General features: G+C 73.9%; 15 protein-coding genes. 6 read left to right on the top strand and 9 right to left on the bottom strand.

What is annotated here, in order from left to right:
• Position 1 precedes the first annotated feature (1 nt).
• From NR073_RS09165 to NR073_RS09150, 4 genes are all read right to left on the bottom strand, one after another.
• On the bottom strand, positions 2-595 hold the full coding sequence (locus NR073_RS09165; protein ID WP_052007121.1) for a rhodanese-like domain-containing protein: 594 nt from the start codon (positions 593-595) through the stop codon (positions 2-4).
• A 34-nt stretch (positions 596-629) separates the two neighbouring features.
• Positions 630-2033 (bottom strand): MBL fold metallo-hydrolase, encoded by a 1404-nt coding sequence (locus NR073_RS09160; protein ID WP_036384546.1) that lies wholly within the window; start codon positions 2031-2033, stop codon positions 630-632.
• 301 nt (positions 2034-2334) lie between these two features.
• On the bottom strand, positions 2335-3603 hold the full coding sequence (locus NR073_RS09155; protein ID WP_036316196.1) for a phosphatidylserine/phosphatidylglycerophosphate/cardiolipin synthase family protein: 1269 nt from the start codon (positions 3601-3603) through the stop codon (positions 2335-2337).
• A 24-nt stretch (positions 3604-3627) separates the two neighbouring features.
• The gene (locus NR073_RS09150; RefSeq protein WP_098094091.1) at positions 3628-4602 is read right to left on the bottom strand and encodes an acyl-CoA thioesterase; all 975 of its coding nucleotides are present in this window, start codon (positions 4600-4602) and stop codon (positions 3628-3630) included.
• A gap of 120 nt (positions 4603-4722) precedes the next feature.
• Here NR073_RS09150 and NR073_RS09145 point away from each other — a divergent pair, with 120 nt between their 5' ends.
• Positions 4723-5331: a HEAT repeat domain-containing protein gene (locus NR073_RS09145; RefSeq protein WP_020628173.1), complete on the top strand. Its 609-nt coding sequence runs from the start codon at positions 4723-4725 to the stop codon at positions 5329-5331.
• 10 nt (positions 5332-5341) lie between these two features.
• Entirely contained in the window at positions 5342-6553 is a 1212-nt protein-coding gene (rlmC, locus tag NR073_RS09140) for a 23S rRNA (uracil(747)-C(5))-methyltransferase RlmC (protein ID WP_256748764.1), read from the top strand.
• Positions 6554-6569: 16 nt separating this feature from the next.
• On the opposite strand, the gene NR073_RS09135 is transcribed toward rlmC, so the two are convergent.
• Positions 6570-7205, bottom strand: a complete 636-nt coding sequence (locus NR073_RS09135; protein WP_141843669.1) for a hypothetical protein — start codon at positions 7203-7205, stop codon at positions 6570-6572.
• A gap of 241 nt (positions 7206-7446) precedes the next feature.
• On the opposite strand from NR073_RS09135, the gene NR073_RS09130 reads away from it, so the two are divergent.
• Entirely contained in the window at positions 7447-10824 is a 3378-nt protein-coding gene (locus NR073_RS09130) for a beta-phosphoglucomutase family hydrolase (protein WP_256748763.1), read from the top strand.
• 128 nt (positions 10825-10952) lie between these two features.
• On the opposite strand, the gene NR073_RS09125 is transcribed toward NR073_RS09130, so the two are convergent.
• The 3 genes from NR073_RS09125 to NR073_RS09115 all read right to left on the bottom strand — a co-directional run bounded on the left by NR073_RS09125 (position 10953) and on the right by NR073_RS09115 (position 14696).
• On the bottom strand, positions 10953-12302 hold the full coding sequence (locus NR073_RS09125) for a sensor histidine kinase (RefSeq protein ID WP_256748762.1): 1350 nt from the start codon (positions 12300-12302) through the stop codon (positions 10953-10955).
• Entirely contained in the window at positions 12299-12964 is a 666-nt protein-coding gene (locus tag NR073_RS09120; protein ID WP_036382382.1) for a response regulator transcription factor, read from the bottom strand. The genes NR073_RS09125 and NR073_RS09120 overlap by 4 nt, the downstream gene beginning before the upstream one ends.
• 286 nt (positions 12965-13250) lie before the next feature.
• Positions 13251-14696: an L-lactate permease gene (locus NR073_RS09115; protein WP_256748761.1), complete on the bottom strand. Its 1446-nt coding sequence runs from the start codon at positions 14694-14696 to the stop codon at positions 13251-13253.
• An 81-nt stretch (positions 14697-14777) separates the two neighbouring features.
• Here NR073_RS09115 and NR073_RS09110 point away from each other — a divergent pair, with 81 nt between their 5' ends.
• The 3 genes from NR073_RS09110 (at position 14778) to NR073_RS09100 (ending at position 18090) form a co-directional block, all read left to right on the top strand.
• Positions 14778-15932, top strand: a complete 1155-nt coding sequence (locus NR073_RS09110) for a nitronate monooxygenase (protein WP_256748760.1) — start codon at positions 14778-14780, stop codon at positions 15930-15932.
• Between the two features lie 65 nt (positions 15933-15997).
• Positions 15998-17341 (top strand): histidine kinase, encoded by a 1344-nt coding sequence (locus NR073_RS09105; RefSeq protein WP_256748759.1) that lies wholly within the window; start codon positions 15998-16000, stop codon positions 17339-17341.
• A 56-nt stretch (positions 17342-17397) separates the two neighbouring features.
• Positions 17398-18090, top strand: coding sequence for a response regulator transcription factor (locus tag NR073_RS09100; protein ID WP_012751126.1), 693 nt, complete (start codon positions 17398-17400; stop codon positions 18088-18090).
• Positions 18091-18123: 33 nt separating this feature from the next.
• Here the strand turns inward: NR073_RS09100 and NR073_RS09095 are convergent.
• Positions 18124-18323: integrase core domain-containing protein (locus NR073_RS09095; RefSeq protein WP_256748728.1), on the bottom strand; the 200-nt coding region annotated here is incomplete at its 5' end.

Below are 18323 nucleotides of genomic sequence, written 5' to 3'. Positions count from 1 at the left end.
GTCAGCTCCGCTTCCCCGCGCCGGTGGGGATGCGGCCGATCACGTCGCCCGCGGAGCGCTCCTGCGCGGGGCGGTTCCACGGCATCTTGGCCAGCACGGACGCCATGGCGCACGTGTTGGACACGGCGGAGAAGGACAGGCCCGCGCCGATCGCGGCGGGGATGAGGCCGAACCGCTTCGAGCCGACCTGGGAGGCCACGGCCCCGACCAGCGCGATGGACCCGGCGGTCATGCGGACCTGACGGTCCATGGACCAGCGGTTGCCGCTGCGGACGACCTCGCCGCCGGCCTCGGCGTAGGCGGAGATGCCGCCCTGCAGGACGCGCGCGGAGGTGAAGCCGGCCTGGGCCAGACGGTCCTGGGCGGTGCCGGCCCGGCTGCCGGACTGGCAGACGAGCACCGCGGTGCCGTCCAGGCGGGCGGCGACCTCGTCCGCGTGCTCCTGGAGCAGGTCCAGCGGCACGTTGTAGGAGCCGGCGATGTGCTCGGTCTCGAACTCGCCGGGGGTGCGCACGTCCAGCACGACGGCGTCGGGGCGGGCGGCCAGCTCGGCCTTCAGGTCGCGCGGGGCGACGGGGGACAGGGTGACGCTCATGGGAGGGGCTCCTCGGGGTTGGTCTGGGGGTGTGTCAGGACTGCTGCCAGGCGGCGTAGCTGCCCTCGAGCTCGATCACGTCGAACCCGGCGCGGCGCAGCGCCTGGGCGGCCACGATGTTGCGCAGGCCGGACTGGCAGAAGGTCACCAGGGTCTTGTCCTTCGGCAGCTCCTCCTGGTGGAAGAGCACCTTGCCGGCGTTCAGCTGCCGGGCGTCCGCCACGGTGCCGTGGGAGAACTCGGTCTTGTTGCGCACGTCCACCAGCACGGTGTCCTGCTCCGCGCCGACCTCGCCGGCCTCGATGCGGGACCGCAGCTCGTCGGCCTGCACGGTGGGCACCGGCTCCAACGTGAGGCCGTCCACGGAGGTGGTGAACGCGGCGGCGGCGTCGACGCCCACGCGGATCATGTGGTCGCGCATCGTGTGCGCGTCCTCGCGGTCCTCGGCGAGCAGGACGAGGGCGGCGTCGTCGCTCTCCGGGTCGTAGGCCCAGCCGGCGTGCGTGGCGACCTTGCCGCGGGACGGAAAGGCCAGCGCGCCCGGCACGGTGCCGGCGAGGATCTCGTCCACACCGCGGGTGTCCGCGAACACGGCGCCCTCGGCGAGCGTCGCCTGCACGCCCCCGGCGTCCAGCTCCTCGAGCTCGGGCAGCTCGCCCAGGATGGCTGGCCCCTGCTTGTTCTGGCGCTTCATGCGGGCGAAGTAGGCGTGGGCGTCGGGCTGGCCGTCGAGCAGCTCGTCGATGAAGCCCTGCTCGTCGTCGTTCTTCAGGTAGTCGGACCACCACGCGTACTTGCGCTCGTAGCCGACCGTGGTGGAGGGCAGCGCGCCGAGTGCCTTGCCGCAGGCGGAGCCGGCGCCGTGGGCCGGGAACACCTGCACGTGGTCCGGGAGGGTCAGGAACTTCGCCTTGAGGGAGGCGAAGAGCTGCTGGGCGCCCTCGAAGCGGGTGTCGACGCCGCCGGCGGCCTCGTCCAGCAGGTCCGGGCGGCCGAGGTCGCCGGAGAACACGAAGTCGCCGGTGAGCATGTAGCCCGGGGCGTCCGCGAAGGCGCCGTCGGTGACGAGGAAGGACAGGTGCTCGGGGGTGTGGCCCGGGGTGTGCACGGCCTCGACGGTGATGTTGCCGAGCGTCACCGTGTCGCCGTCCTTGAGGAGGTTGCCCTCGAAGCCGTAGGCCCAGTCCTCGCCGCCCTCGCCGGACAGGTGGATCTGGGCGCCGGTGGCGTGGGCCAGCTCGCGGGTGCCGGAGAGGTAGTCCGCGTGGATGTGGGTCTCGGTCACGTGGGTGATGGTCATGCCGTTCTTGGCGGCCAGGTCCAGGTACACCTGGATGTCGCGGCGGGGGTCCACCACCATCGCCTCGTTCTTCGCCTGGCAGCCGATCACGTAGCTGGCCTGGGCGAGGTCCTCGTCGTAGATGCGCTCGAGCAGCATGGTTCTCCTCCGGGTCGGGGGGTCTCGATGTCCATCCGATACCCCCTGGGGTATGTCGAGAACGAGCGTAGGGTATACCCCCAGGGGTATGCAAGAGAGAGGGTGAGCCCGGGCGGCGACGGGAAGGGACGGCACGGTCGGGAGACGTCGCCAGGGGGCGTGAGCCAGATGATTCCGCTGCGGATCGGGCGTCAGAACGGCAGAAACGTCTGGCTCACGCGGCGGGGGGCGTGAGCCAGATGATTCCGCTGCGGATCGGGCGTCAGAACTGCAGAAACGTCTGGCTCAGCGCCCGGGGTCCTCAGAGCAGGGGACGCAGTGGTACCAGCAGGGCCTCGACCACGCGGGCGAGGCCGTGACGGTCCTCCCAGCGCGGGGTGTCGATCCGGACGGCCCGCTGGGCGTCGAGAGCGAAGATCTCCTCCATCCGGGCGGCGAAGTCGCGGTCCACGACCACCACGTTGGACTCGTAGTTGAAGCCCAGGGAGAGGCGGTCGACGTTGGCCGAGCCCACGGTGGACCAGATGCCGTCCACGGTGGCGGTCTTCGCGTGGATCATGCTGGCCCTGTACAGCAGGATCGTGATGCCGGCCTCGAGCATCTTCCCGAAGAAGCCGCGCGAGGCCCAGTCCGCCACGATGTGGTTGGAGTCCTCCGGCACCATCACCTGCACGTCCACCCCGCGCCGGGCCGCGTGCAGCAGCGCCTCGAGGACCTGCTGGTCCGGGATGAAGTACGGCGTGTTGATGAGGATGCGGTGCTGCGCCCGCTGGATGGCGTCGAGGTAGCTCAGCCGGATCGGGTAGACCAGGAGCGGCGGCTGGTTCGCGGCCACGGTGACGCGCGGGTCCCACGTGTCCGGGGGGCGCCAGGACATCTGCTCGCCCGCGCGGTGGTGGGCGTTCCACTTGATGGAGATCGACTGGCCCAGCGCCCACACCGCCGGGCCGCGCTCACGCACGTGGGTGTCCCGCCACAGGCGGGCGTAGTCGTCGCCGATGTTGAAGCCGCCGGCGAAGCCGACCTCGTCGTCCACCACCATGATCTTCGAGTGGTTGAACCCGCTGTGCCGGACCACGCCTCGCCAGATCGGGCGGGCGAAGGCCGGCAGCCGGAACACGTGGATGCGCGGGTCCAGCTGACGGTAGAAGCGGGGCGGGACCACGAGGTTCCCGAACCCGTCATAGGAGACGTAGACCTCCACGCCGCGCGCGGCCGCCCGGTTGAAGGCGTCCATGAACCGCTGGCCCGTGGGGTCGCCCTTCCAGATGAAGGTCTCGAACTTGATGATCCGCTGCGCTCCGTCGATCGCGGCGATCATCTCCTTGTAGAGGTCCTCGCCCGAGGTGAAGATGCGCAGCTCGGAGCCCTCCACGTGGGCGTCGAACACGCCGGGGTTCGGCGCGGGTCGGCGCACTCGGCCCCCACGCTTGACCATGTCCACGCCGGTGAGCCCGGCGGCGACCGTCAGCGGCAGTCCCACGAGACCGACGCCCGCGGCCACGGCCGCTCCCCGGAGGAGACGACGGACCGGCAGGCGGGACAGGGACGGCAGGGACGGTCGACGCATTCGCTCAGTCTACTCAGGGCCCCGTCAGCGCGGATAGGGCGAGCGGCGCGTCTCGGTCCAGGCCGCGCTCACCTCGGAGCGCATGCGCACGAGTTCGACCGCCGTCTCCTGCAGCCTCCTGGCGCTCTCGCTCTCGGGGACGTACTGCCGCACCCGCTGGGCCTGGTCCTCCGCGGAGACGTCCACCATGACGGCGATCGAGTGCGCCACCAGGCGGGACTCCGCCCCGGTGCGTCGGCTCGCGTAGACGCGCAGCGCCACATGCATGGACCGCTCCGTGGTGTTCACCAGGAGGGCCTCCACGCGCACGAGGTCGCCCACGTGGATGTTCCGCACGAAGCGCACACCGCCGCCGAACACCGCGACCACGGATTCATGTCCGGTCCAGCGGGCGGCGCAGACGGCGGCCGCCTCGTCCACCCAGCGCAGGATCGCGCCCGCGTTGATGGTGCCGCCCACGGTGGCCTCCGCGTTGGGGGCCAGGAACGCGAGGGTGCTCATCTCCTCGGGGGCCTCCCCGGGCGCGGGGAACGGCAGTCGGGCCATGCCGCGCTCGACGGCGCGGCGGGCCACGGTGGAGCGGCGGGCCTGTTCGTCGCGCTCGATCTGGCCGGGGGTCGAGGGCTCCCAGACCGGCACGGTCACGGGCACCCCGCCCTCCTCCGCGGCGTAGACCACGAGGGACGAGGTGGCGACCACGGGGTCGCCGTCGTCGTCGCGGATCTCCGGCAGCAGCAGGCGGGTCTGGACGTGCACCTCGGCGCCGTCCGTGTGGACCACGCGCGCCTGCACCACAGCGCGGCGGTCCACCGGCACGGGGTGCCGGAACTGGGTGTGCCCCATGTAGCGGGCACGCACGAACGTCCCGGCCCAACTCGCCGCGACGGCGTAGCCGGCCTTCTCGATCCAGGAGATGACGGTGCCGGCGTCCACCAGGCCGGTGGGATGATCGAAGCTGTCCGCCCGGAATTCGAGGGCGAGGGCTCCGGGGGGTCTCATGCCGTCGAACGTATCACCCGAGTCCGGGCCCTGTGCGGCCGGTCACGCCCCGTCCAGGAGTCTGCGGGGAACCTCCCGGCCGCGCCCCAGGCGGGTCCGCGCACGGGGGACAATGGACCCATGACCGCCTTCGACCGTCTCCCCCTGCCCGCGGAGCCCCAGACTCCGCACGACCGCCTGCGCCGCCGCACCGAGGCCGCCGTCGCCGAGCGCGGGGAGGCCGCCGTCGCCGGGCTGGCGGTGCGCCTGATGACCGGCGCGGCCACTCCCGATGACGTCACCTCGGGCGCCGCCCGCGCCCTCACCGGCGACGACGGCGACCTCAGCCCCGCCGCGACCGGCGCCCTGGCCCTGATGCACGCGTGGCACCGCAGCGCGCTGCCCGCCCTGACCGGGGCGCTCACCGCCCCCGAGGCGGACGTCCGCTCGGCGGCCCACCTCGTGCTCGCCTCCCGCGCCGGCTCGCTGCGCCGCGATGCCGCCGTCGACCGCACCCTCGTGGACGCGGTGCGGGCCGGCTGTGCCGACCCGGACCCGGAGGTCCGCGCGTCGGCCGCGTCCGCACTGGGTGCCCTCGCCCGCCCCGAGGACCTCGAGTCCGCCCTGCCCGTGCTCACCGGCATGGTGATGGACGTGGACGCGGACCTGGCCGCGGCCGCCGAGCTGGCCCTCGAGCAGCTCGCGATCCGCCTGGACCGGCCCGGCCTGCGGGTCAGCCTCGAGGGCTGAGGCGACGCCCGTGCAGTGCCCCCACTTCGATGTCGGCGAGTGCCGTTCCTGCCCGCTGATGGGCGTGCCGTACGCCCGGCAGCTCGCGGACAAGCAGGCCGCGGTCCTGGCCGCGCTGGCGGACGCGCTCGATGCGGACACGGTCGTGGCCGAGCCGTTCGCCTCCGCGGAGGCCGGGTTCCGGAACAAGGCGAAGCTCGTGGTCACGGGGTCGGCGGCGGCGCCGCGGCTGGGCATCCTGGACCCGCGGCAGCACCCCCGCCATCACGACGGCGCCGGCGTGGACCTGCGCGACTGCGGCCTGTACGAGGCCGGCATGGAGGGCGTGTTCGACGCGTGCGCGGCGGCGGTGACGGCGGCCGGGCTGGAGCCCTACGACGTCGCCGCCCGCACGGGCGAGCTGAAGAACGTGATCGTGACGCTCTCCCCCGACCGGGAGGCGATGGTCCGGTTCGTGCTGCGCTCCGCCGACCGGCTGGACGCGCTGCGCGCGGCGGTGCCGGGGCTGCTGGATGACCTCGCGGCGCGCGGGACACCCGCCGCCGTGGTGAGCGCGAACCTGCTGCCCGAGCACGTGGCCCTGCCCGAGGGCGACGAGGAGATCGTGCTCGCCGGCGGGCCGACCCTGCGGATGGAACTGAACGGGATCGGCCTGCGGCTGCGCCCGCAGGGGTTCTTCCAGACGAACACCGCGGTGACCGAGGGGCTGTACGCGACGGCGGCGGCGTGGGTCGCCGAGGGCGGTGTGCCGGCGTCGGCGTGGGACCTGTACTGCGGGGTGGGCGGGTTCGCGTTCCACCTGGCCCGGGCCGGCGTGCGGGACGTGTGGGGCATGGAGTCCTCCGCCGAGGCGGTGGCCGCGGCCCGGGAGACGGCCGCGGAGCTCGGCCTGGCCGACCGGGCGCGCTTCTCCGCCGGCGACGCCACCTCCGCGCTTTCGTTCGAGAAACGGCGGGCTCCGGAGGCGCTTTCGTTCGAGAAACGGCGGTCCCGCCCGGACGCCGTCGTCGTGAATCCGCCGCGGCGGGGCATCGGCGCCGAACTGGCCGACGCGCTGGAGGACTCGGGCGTGCCCACCGTCCTGTACTCCAGCTGCAACCCGGCGACGCTCGCGCAGGACCTGGCCCGGATGCCGAGCTATCGGGTGACGCGGGTGCAGGTGTTCGACATGTTCCCGCAGACCCGGCACGCGGAGGTGCTCACGCTGCTGACCCGGCGGTGACGGAAGCCGGGACGCGTCACCGCGGGCTCCCCGCCCGGCGGTTCCGCTTCTTCAACTCGTCGAACACGTCGAACAGCGTGTTCATCGAGGGCGCCAGAGCCGCCTGCGTCCGCACGCAGGGCTGCGGGTTCGTGAGGCCACCGGCCTGGAGGGGCCGCCCCGAGTCCCACCGGTTGGCCTTCCGCAGACCCCCCTCATTCCACAGCTTCTTGCCGACGAACAGACACAGCTGGAAGGTGTGCTCCGCCTGCGCCCCGGCACCACCCACCTCCTGCACGTCGACCCAGTCCACCGACCAATCCCGCGTCCACACCCGCCGCTCATCGAACGTGACATGCCGAGGCCGGAACAGACCCATCGTCGCGGCGGGAAGCACCGCCAACGCCAGCGCCAACCCGATGAACGACGCCACACGCCACACCCCGAACCCGGCCGAGACATCCTCCGGCGGCCGGAAGATCACCCACACGAACACCGCGATGCACACCACGACGATCAGCCACAGGAACAGCCACCGCGCCGGACGCACCCGCGCCTGCACCGGCAGACTCGCCAGGATCTCCTCCCGCGTCGCCTTCTTCCGCAACCGCGTCGGCTTCGCATCTATCACTTGCTCCTCATCCAGTTCATGAGCCCTCCGCCCCCCGGCCATCTCCGCCGAGTGTGTCCTGCTCGTTCCCGGGCCACGCTTCCGGCGCGCGGGGGCACATGTCCGCCCCGTCGGCACGACCCTATTCCCGGAACCCACCGCGCCGCAGCGACATCACCGCAGCTGAGAACCGCTGTGATGTCGCTGCGGTGCGGTCGGCCGGAACGACGGCGCGCTCGCTGCGGTGAACATCGCCGCGGCACTCCCCGTGCGGCCCCACTTCCCCGCCCGTAGGCTGGTTCCCATGTCGCAGACGCTCACCCCCGCCGCTCCGCAGGACCTGAACGCCCGCCGCCACCGGCTCCGCCGCTACCGCGCCGTCATCTTCGACATGGACGGGGTCATCACGGACACCGCCGGCGTGCACGCGCAGGCGTGGAAGGAGCTCTTCGACGGGGCGCTGCCCGCCGTGGGCGCGCTGCCCGCCAACGCCGCCGTCGTCGCCGCGGACCCGGACGTGCTGCGTCCCTTCGACGCCGCCGCCGACTACCTGCACCACGTGGACGGGCGCCCCCGCGAGGACGGAGTCCGCACGTTCTTCGCCTCCCGCGGCCTGCAGGTCCCGGAGGCCGACGCCCCCGAGGCGGACGCGGCCCCGGAGCTGACGGTCCTCGCCCTCGCCGAGCGCAAGCAGGGCTACTTCGAGCAGGTCCTCGAGCGCGACGGCGTCCGCGTGTTCCCGGAGGCCCAGGACCTCCTCGAGCGGCTGCGGGCCAAGGGTGTGCCGGTCGCACTGGTCACCAGCTCCAAGAACTCCCGCGCCGTGCTCACGGCCGGCGGCGTGCTGGACTTCTTCCCCGTGATCGTGGACGGGAACACCGCCGTCGAGCGCGGGCTGCCGGGCAAGCCGGACCCGGCGATGTTCTGGGAGGCCGCCCGCGAGCTGGGCGTCGACGTCGCGGACGCGATGGTCCTCGAGGACGCCGTCTCCGGCGTGAAGGCCGCCTCGGACGGCCGCTTCGGCCTCGTGATCGGCGTGGACCGCGAGCCCGAGCTCGGCAAGGGCCGACTCAAGGCGGCCGGCGCCCACCTGGTGGTCCAGGACTACGGGACCCTGCATCTGGAGGACCGCACCACCACCCCGTTCGACCCCGCGTGGGTGCTGCGCTGGGACCGCTTCGACCCGGCCTCCGAGGGCACGCGCGAGGTGCTGTGCACCCTGGCCAACGGGTACTGGGGCACCCGCGGCGCTGTGCCCGGCACGCACATCTCCTCCGTCCACTACCCCGGCACCTACATGGCCGGGGTGTTCAACCGGCTGACCTCGATGGTCCAGGGCCGGGTCGTGGAGACCGAGCACATGGTCAACATCCAGGACTGGACCCCGCTCGTGGTGACCCCGCGCCACGGCCGCCCGCTGCTGCCGGGCGAGGAGAACCTCGTGGAGTACGGCCAGGAGATGGACCTGCGCCGCGGCGTGCTCTCCCGCACCATGACCTTCGAGGACGAGCAGGGCCGGCGCACCACGGTCCACACCCGGCAGTTCACCTCGCTGGCCAACCGGCACCTCGCCGCGATCGAGCTGACCGTGGTGGCGGAGAACTGGTCCGGGGACCTCACGGTGCGCTCGAAGATCGAGGGCCGCGTGGCCAACCTCAACGTCTCCGACGACCGCACCCTCGCCAACCAGCACCTCGAGCCGGTCCAGGCCCGGGAGATCGACGGCGAGACCGTCCTGCTCGAGACCGCCACCAACCAGTCCGGCATCCACGTGGCCGTGGCCACCCGCACCCGCCAGGTGGCGCCGGTGGGCCACCACGAGCCCATCCGCCGCCCCGTGGACGGCTCGGACCTGGTGGTCGGCCAGGACATCCTCCTCCACGTGGACGAGGGCGTGCCGCTCGTGCTGGAGAAGGTCGCCGCCGTCGCCACGAGCCACGACCACGCCAGCGCCTCCGTGTGGGAGTCGGCGGTGAAGGACGCCCAGCGCGCCCAGAACTTCCGCAACCTGCTGACCCTGCACGAGCAGCGCTGGGGCACCAACTGGGACCGGTTCTCCGTGCGCATCGACCTGGCCGAGCCGTACCGGCACCACCGCCGCTCCACGGCGGCGGAGACCGGCGGCGAGTACGCGCCGCCCGTCGTCGCCGCCGGCCACTCGGCCCCGGTGGGGTCGGCGGTCCCGATGGGCAAGGACGGCGCGTCGCTGCGCCAGCAGCTCGCGCTGAACCTGCACACGTTCCACGTGCTCCAGACGGCCTACGGCCGCCGCCGGGACCTGGACGCCTCCGTGGGGGCGCGCGGCCTGCACGGCGAGGGCTACCGCGGCCACATCTTCTGGGACGAGATCTACGTCTACCCCATGCTCACGCTGCGCCGCCCCGAGATCACCCGCGGCCTGCTGATGTACCGCTACCGGCGTCTCAACGAGGCCCGCGCCAACGCCCAGGCCGCGGGCTGGGCCGGCGCCATGTACCCGTGGCAGTCCGGCGCGGACGGCTCCGAGGAGACGCCCACCGAGCTGTGGAACCCGCGCTCGCGCATGTGGATGCCGGACAACTCCCACAACCAGCGGCACGTCTCCCTGGACATCGCCTACTCGGTGCTGCGGTACATCGAGATCACGAAGGACACGTCCTTCATCTCGGACTACGGCGCGGAGATGCTCGTGGAGATCTCCCGGTTCTTCATGTCCATGACCCTGCACAACGCCGTCACGGACCGCTACGAGATCCACGGCGTCATGGGCCCGGACGAGTTCCACGACGGCTATCCCGAGACCCCCGGCTCCGGCCTGCGCAACAACGCGTACACGAACGTGCTGACCTCGTGGGTGCTCGCGGAGACCGCCCGCCTGGTCCGCTGGCTGGACACGATCGACGACGGCCTGCCCGAGCTCATGGAGATCTCCGAGGAGGAGATCGAGCGCTGGGAGGAGGTCAGCACCCGCCTGACCGTGCCGTTCTTCGAGGAGGGCGAGGAGGCCGGCATCCTCGCCCAGTTCGAGGGCTACCAGGACCTGCTCGAGTTCGACTGGGAGGCCTACCGCGCCAAGTACGGGAACATCGGCCGCATGGACCTGATCCTGCAGGCCGAGGGCGACGCCACCAACCGGTACAAGCTCTCCAAGCAGGCCGACACCCTCATGCTCGGCTACCTGTTCTCCTCCGAGGAGCTGGACCGGATCCTGCGCCGCATGGGCTACGAGCTGCCGCAGGAGGCGTTCGAGCGGATGGTCACGTACTACGAGGCCCGCTCGACGCACGGTTCCACGCTCTCCCGCCTGGTGCACGCGTGGGTGGCGGCCCGCACGGACCCGGACCGCTCGTGGGACCTGTTCACGGAGGCCCTCGAGTCGGACCTCTCGGACACGCAGGGCGGCACCACCAAGGAGGGCATCCACCTGGGCCTGATGGCGGGCACCGTGGACACGGTGATCCGCTGCTACGCGGGCCTCGAGACGCGCGACGACGTCGTCCGGCTGCACCCCCGCATGCCCGCCCAGCTGCCCGGCGCCCGCTTCACCATCCGGTTCCGCCAGCAGCCCGTGGTCATCCACATGACCCAGCGGGAGGTGACGGTGGCCGCGGGCGAGGGCATGTGGCACGACGTGCCGATGATCATCGCCGGCCGCGAGCACACCCTCTCCCCCGGCGAGAAGCTGACGGTCCCGCTGGACTGAGGGCCGCCGTCGTCGGCCACCCCACCCCGTCCCTTTGGGGGCGAAAGTGGGCGGTATCCGCGCGGGATACCGCCCACTTTCGCCCCCGGACGCGGGAAAACGCGGGAGGACGCGGCTGCCGCCCCGGCTCAGCGCAGCGGCAGCTCGGCCCGGACCACCCAGCAGCCGCCCAGCGGGCCGGCCATGAGGGTGCCGCCGAACACGGCCACGCGCTCGCGCATGCCGGCCAGGCCGAAGCCGCTGGCCATCGCGACCACCACGCGGTCCCGGCGGGGCTCGCCCTCGTCCATGGGGCTGGCGATGCACAGCACGAGGCGGTCCGCGCCCTCGAGCTGCGAGGTCAGGCGCACCGTGCCGCGGCGCGGGGCGTGCTTGAGGATGTTCGTCACCGACTCCTGCACCACACGCAGCACGGTCAGCTCCAGGGAGCGCGGCAGCTCGTCCAGCTCGGTCAGCGAGCGCTCGACCGCGAACCCGGCCGCGTGCAGCTGGGCCTCGAACTCGTCGAGGCGGGCCGGCAGGTCCACGACGGCGTCCCCCTCCGCCGTCTGCGCGTTGCGGGAGGAGCCGCGCAGCGCGGTGAGCATGCGGCGCAGGTCCACGAGGGACTGCCGGGCGGCCTGCTCGATGGCCTTCTCCGCGGCGGCCCGCTTCTCCGGGTCCTTCTGGGTGGGCAGCATGGCGGCCTGCATCGAGATCACGGTGAGCCCGTGCGCGACGACGTCGTGCAGCTCCGCCGCGATCCGCTGCCGCTCCGCCTCCGCGGCGCAGGCGGCGGCCTCCTCGGCCCGGCGCAGGGCCGCCTCGCGGTCCCGGGCCCGATGCCGGGATCGGCGGATCATGAAGGCCGGCACCGCCACGCACAGCGCGACGATGAGCGTGATGACCATGACGCCCTTGAGGCTGTCCTCGTCCGCCCACGTGCCGTCGGTGAGGACCTCGCCCGCGACGGTGAGCAGGATGAGGGCGCCCAGGGCGAACCAGACGAACACCCGGTGCGAGTACCGCGTCACCATGGCCGCGCCCAGGACGACCCCGCCACTGAACGCCTGCGGGGTGAGGTGCGCGTGGTCCGCCTCCACGAGGCCCACCAGACCGAACGTGCTCCCGAGCAGCACGAACACCGCCGCGAGGGTGGGCTGCCACCCGAACAGCAGCGTGACCAGCACGCTCGCCAGGAACAGGACCCAGCGCAGGAGCGGCTCCCGCCCCTCACCCGTCAGCCCGCCGTCCTCCTCGAGGATGCCCGCGAGTTCGGGGTCAGCGCTCAGCCCGGCGGCCACCGTGGGCCCCAGCACCAGGGTGAGGATCTCCCCCAGCACCATGAGCCCGACGATCACGTAGAGGACGATCCGCATGTGCCGGGAGACGGGTTCCGTGCGCAGGATCGCGGGCAGGCGGGAGTCCAGGGGAGACTCGGCGGGCGGGCGCGACGTCGCCGTCGTCGTCCGAGCCGGGGCGGGCGCCGCGATGCTCATCCGATGTCCACGAGGCCCGCGCGGGCGGCGCGGATGAGGATCTGCACGCGGTCACGGACCTGCCACTTGTCCAGGACCTTGCCGATGTGGGACTTCACCGTGGCCTCCGCGAGGAACAGGGCGCCGGCGATCTCCGCGTTGGAGGCGCCCTTGGCGAGCTCGCGGACCACGTCCAGCTCGCGCTCGGTGAGGCGCTCGTGCGGGGCGAGGGGCTCGGCCGGGCAGGGGTCGGCGTGCTCGGGGGCCGCGGTGACGGCCTCCACCAGGTCCGCGGCCACGCGGGCGGAGAACACGGCGTCCCCGGCGTGGACGCGGCGGATGGCGTCCACGACCTCGGCCGGCGGTGCGTCCTTCACGAGGTAGCCTGCGGCGCCGGCGCGCAGGGCGGGCACGAGGTACTGCTCGGAGGAGAAGGTGGTGATCGCCAGGACGCGCACGCCCGGGGCCTCGGCGGAGATGCGCGCGGTGGCCTCGACGCCGTCCATGCGGGGCATCTGCATGTCCATCAGCACGACGTCGGGGGCCAGCGTGCGGGCCGCCTCGAGGGCCTGGACCCCGTCCTCGGCGGAGCCGACCACCTCGAGGTCCTCGGCCTGGGCCACGAAGTGCTCGAGGGCGGTGCGCATCAACGCCTGGTCGTCGGCCACGACTACTCGGATCATGGCGTCCAGCCTAGGCGGCGCACAGGCCGCCGCGCGTCCGCCGAAGGTCGACGTCGGCCCCCGCCTCGGGGCGGATCCGGCTGGCCACCCCGCCCGGCCGGCCACCGCAGTCCCGGCGCCTCCGTGGGCAGAACCCACAACCCCGTCGCCTCCGTGGGCAGAACCCACAACCCCGTCGCCTCCGTGGGCAGAAGAGAGGGCACTTCTGCCCACGGAACGCTCTGGCCTGCCGCTTCCGCCCACGGAACCGGGCCGCCCCACCCGGGCCCCGCTCCACCCCCGCGCGTCACCGCGGCAGCAGGAACCAGCCCATCACGGCCATGCCGAGGATGCCGGCGAGCATGGCCGGCAGCAGCACCACGAACAGGTTCCGCCGCGTCACGGTCCAGCCGGGCATCTGCGGCGACTGGGCCCCCGCGGCCATGCCGTGGGCCACCTGGATGCGGGCGGGCCCGGCGACGATGCCCCAGCCGGCGGCCGCGTTGTGCAGGCCGTTGGACCAGGGCGGGGGGACGCCCAGGGCGGCGCCCGTGTCCATCTGCAGGGGGCCGATCAGGGCCATGGCCCCGGTGTTCGAGGCCGTGATGAAGCCGGCGAACGCGCCGAGGAACGGCATCGCCACCAGGTAGGACTCCCCCATCCCGCTGAGCGCGCCCGCGAGCGCCTGCGAGACCCCGCCGGCGGAGAGGATGAGCCCGAACGCCACGTAGAGCGCGTTGGGGATGGCGGTGCCCACCCACAGCTTCCCGGCCTCGCGGGGGACGCGGCGGCGGGCGGCGGCGTCGAGGTGGAGCAGCCACACGCCCACGCCCACCGCCACGAACGCCCACAGCGCCGGCGTCCCCACGAGGGCCGCCGCCCCCTCGAGCCCGAACGCGCCCTTCACGGTGGTGCCCAGCACGGTGCCGGCCATGAGCGTCAGGTACGGCACCACGTCCCGCCCCGGCCCGGGCAGCAGCCGGCCGCCGCGGATCACGAGCAGCCAGGCCACGGTGAGCACGAACGTGGCGACGGCGCCCGCCGGCGCGGTGCCGACCACGAGGTTCGCCCCCAGGATCAGCGCCCACTGGGCGACCCCGGAGAGCACGGCGATGCCGAGCCAGGGCAGCGTGCGGGCCGGGCCGACGTCGACCCGCATGCCGCGCGCCCCGCGCAGGAGCAGCACCGTGGTCACGCCCGCCACCAGGCAGGCCGGCAGGTTGAACACCGCGGCGGTGACCCCGATCTCCCGGAAGTCCAGGCCGAACAGGCGGGCGCCCATGAGCGTGCCCGGCGCCATGGACCCCCACGGGCCGATCGTGAGCGCGAGGACGGAGATCAGCGCGGACCGGAACGCCGTGTAGCCCAGGCCCACCAGCAGCGGAACGCCCACGATCAGGGAGACGCCGAACCCGGTCACCGTCTCGAGGAACGGGATGACGCCGTGCACCATGAGCAGCGCGGTCGCGATCGTGGGGCCGTTGCCCGCCGACAGCCACGCGGCCAGGCGCGCGTGCCCGCCCGAGTACTCCATGACGCGGGACAGGGTGATGCCGCCGGCGATGATCGCCAGGATCTCGAGCAGCGTGGGCACGCCGGCGCCGATCGCGCCGCCCGGGGCCACGCCGAAGACCGTGAGGGCCAGCAGCACGGCCACGGCCGTCCCGGCGGCCGGGGCCACCCACGCGGGCAGCCGGGTGAGCAGCAGCACGAGGGTGAGCAGGATGGGTGAGAGCGCCAGCAACACCTCCACGGCGCACCCCCTCTCCTCGTGTACTGCGCCCCACTGTAGGCGCGGGGTGGGGCCGACACCCCTCCCCTTACTCTGGGGGTCATGACGCAGCCATCCCACCCCGACGACGTCACCCGCGCCCGCCTGATCCCGCCCGTGCCCGTGGCGGTGGCCCCGATGGCCGGCGGCCCCTCGACCCCGGAGCTGGTGGCCGCCGTCGTGGGCGCCGGCGGCGGCGGGTTCCTCGCCGGCGGCATGCGGACGGCGGCGCAGGTGCGCGCGCAGGTGGACGCGCTGCGCGCGCTGCTGGGCGCGGAGGGGCCGGACCGCTGGGGTGTGAACCTGTTCGTCCCGGACGCGGTGAACACGGCCATCCCGGACGCGGCGCGCACGGAGGCGGCACGGTCGGCGCGGACGGCGGCCGTCGCCGCGTACCGGGCGGACCTGACGGCCGACGGCGCCGCCGACCTGCCCACCGCCGCGGACGTCGTCCCGGACCCGGACGCCGAACGGGCCGACTTCGACGCCCTGCTCACCGCCGCCGAGGAGCAGGCGTGGCCGCTGGTCTCCTTCACGTTCGGCCTGCCGGCCGCGGACGTGTTCGCCCGGCTGGCCGCCGCGGGCATCCCGGCCGGGGCCACCGTGACGGACGCGGCCGAGGCGCGGGCCGCCCTCGAGCACGGAGCCGCGTTCCTCGTGGTGCAGGGCCAGCGCGCCGGCGGCCACCGGGGCACGTCGGACCCGGCCGCGGAGCCGACCCGCGCCGAGCTGCCGACGGTGCTGGCGGCGGTGCGCGACGTCGTCGGGACGGGGCCCGCGAGCGCCGTGCCCGTGGTGGCCGCGGGCGGCGTGGGCACCGCCGAGGACGTGCGCGCCCTGCTGACCGCCGGCGCGGACGCCGTCTCGGCCGGCACCGCGTTCCTCCTCGCCCCGGAGGCGGGCACCTCGGCGGCGCACCGGGCCGCCGTCGCGGCGTGTGCGGCCGGGACACGCTTCTCCGCCGACGACGGCCGGGCCCGCACCGGCCTGACCCGCGCCTACACGGGGCGGTGGGCGCGGTCGCTGGCCACCTCGTTCATGGCGGAGCACCCGGACGCCCCCGCCGCGTACCCCGAGGTCAACGTCCTGACGAAGGGGCTGCGTGCCGCCGCCGCGGCCGCCGGCGACCTCGAGCGCGTCCACCTGTGGGCCGGCACCGAGGCGCACCGGGTCCGGGAGGCGCCGGCCGCCGACGTCCTCGCCTCCCTCGCGCCCTGAGGACCGCCCCGGATCATCCCGCGGGCTGACGCCGGCCCCTCGGCCCGCGGCCTAGGCTGGCCCGCGTGAACCCCCTGCGCCGCCTCGACCAGTGGACGCGCCTGCACCCCGTGCGCACCGACGTGATGGCCGCCGCGGCACTGTTCATCGTGCTCGTGGTGCTGCCGTGGATCGCGCTCGGGCCGATGGTCGCCCCGGACCCCCAGGGCCGGCAGACGGCCGTCTCCCTCCTGGCCGGGGCCGGCATGGTCCTGCCGTGGGCCGTGCGTCGGGTGCGCCCGGTGGCCTCGGCCGCCGTCGTGACGGCCGCGGCCGTCCTGCACCTGCTCGCCGGGCCCGAGTTCAGCATGTCCCTGCTGATGGTGCCGCTCACCGTCTACAACCTCGCCGCGAACGCGCCCCGGAGCATCTCCGTGGCCGGGCTCCTCACGGGGCTGGCCGGCGGCGTGGCCAACGGGGTGAAGGTGTGGCTGTTCCCGGCGCAGTTCGTCACCCCCGACGGCCTCACCGTCCGCTCCCCCGCGGAGCCGCTGGCCATGGTCATCATGGCGATCGGCTGCGGGCTCGTGGTGCTCACCGCGTGGGCGTTCGGCGACGTCGTGCGCAACCGCCGCCTCGCCGTGCGCGCCCTCGAGGACCGCGCCCACCGCCTCGAGGTGCAGTCCCGGCAGGAGCGCGAGCTCGCCGCCGCCGACGAGCGCAGCCACATCGCCCGGGAGATGCACGACATCGTCGCCCACTCCCTGCAGGTGGTCATCTCCCAGGCCGACGGCGCCCGGTACGCCGCCGCCGCCAAGCCCGCGCTCGCGGTCACCGCGCTCGAGACCATCGGCCAGACCGGCCGCTCCGCGCTCGCGGACATGCGCCAGCTGCTCGGCGTGCTCCGCGAGACCGGCGAGACCGTGGCCGGGGTGCCCCGCGTGACCGACGACGACGACGCCCGCGCGCGTCCCGACGTCGTCGCCGCCCCCGATGGCCGCGGCGCCCGCCTGCCCCCGGGCCGCCGGCCCCAGCCGCGGCTCGCGGACCTGCCCGCGCTCGTGGAGACGATGCGCCTGTCCGGACTCGAGGTGTCCCTGCTCGAGACCGGCACGCCCCGCCGTGCGCTGCCGGCGGGAGGCGAGCTGGCCGCGTACCGGATCGTGCAGGAGGCGCTGACCAACACGCTGCGCCACGGCGGGCCGGACGCGGACGCGTTCGTCACGCTCGCCTGGACCGCCCGCGGCCTGGACCTGCAGATCGACGACGACGGTCGCGGCGCCGCCGCCGACCCCGCCACCCGGGGAAGCGGCCAGGGTCTGCGGGGGGCCGCCGAGCGGGCGGCCCTGTTCGGCGGGACGCTCGAGTCGGGGCCGCGCGTGGGGGCCGGGTACCGCGTGTCCGCCCACCTGCCGTACTCGGCGGTGTGAGGGGCGGCCGCCCCCGTCCCGCCCGCTCACCCCGCCCGACTTGAGAGGATGACCCCATGAGCTCCGAGGAGACCGCCCCCGTCCGCGTGGCCCTGGTGGACGACCAGGCGTTGATCCGGTCCGGGCTGGCCATGCTCGTGGACTCGCAGCCGGACCTGACGGTCGTGGCGGAGGCGGGCAGCGGGCGCGAGGCGGTGGCCTCGGTGTCGGTGGCGGGTGCCGACGTCGTGCTGATGGACGTGCGCATGCCGGAGATGGACGGCATCGAGGCCACCCGCGCGCTGCTGCGCCGGCCGGATGCCCCGCGCGTCGTGGTGCTGACCACCTTCGACCTGGACGAGTACGCGTTCGACGCGATCGAGGCGGGCGCCAGCGGCTTCCTGCTCAAGGACGCCCCTCCCGAGGAGCTGCTCGCCGCGATCCGCACGGTGCACCGGGGCGACGCCGTGATCGCCCCGTCCACGACGCGCCGGCTCCTGACGCACATGGCCCCGCGTCTGCGCTCGGACCAGGTCCGCAGCGCGGAGTGCGAGGAGCAGCAGGCGGCGGTGGCGTCGCTGACCCCGCGCGAGCGCGAGGTGCTGGTGCTCATGGCGCAGGGCGCCGCGAATCTGGAGATCGCCGCCGAGCTCGTGCTCTCCGAGGCGACGGTGAAGACGCACGTGGGCCGGGTGTTGGCCAAGCTCGGCGCCCGCGACCGCGTGCAGGCCGTGCTCATCGCCCACCGCGCGGGCCTCGTGCAGTTCTGACCCGCCGTTCCGGCACGCCCTGCAGCCCCCGCCCTAGGTGTAGGAGGGCATGACGTTGTTGACTCGGGCCGGGGCCAACGAGGCCGGAGGGGCGTCCCCGCAGGAGGTATGAGGCCGATGGTAGTTGTAGTGGTTCACCCACACGGCCAGCGCCTCACGCCGAGCTGTCTCTGAGGTATACGGGCGGGCGTAGAGGACCTCATCGACCATCAGCCGGTTGTACCGTTCGACCT

Source organism: Micrococcus sp. Mcc28, assembly GCF_024519775.1.
Classification (GTDB): domain Bacteria; phylum Actinomycetota; class Actinomycetes; order Actinomycetales; family Micrococcaceae; genus Micrococcus; species Micrococcus luteus.
Note: the sequence above shows the minus strand (reverse complement) of the source record. Positions and strands in the feature narration are given on the sequence as shown.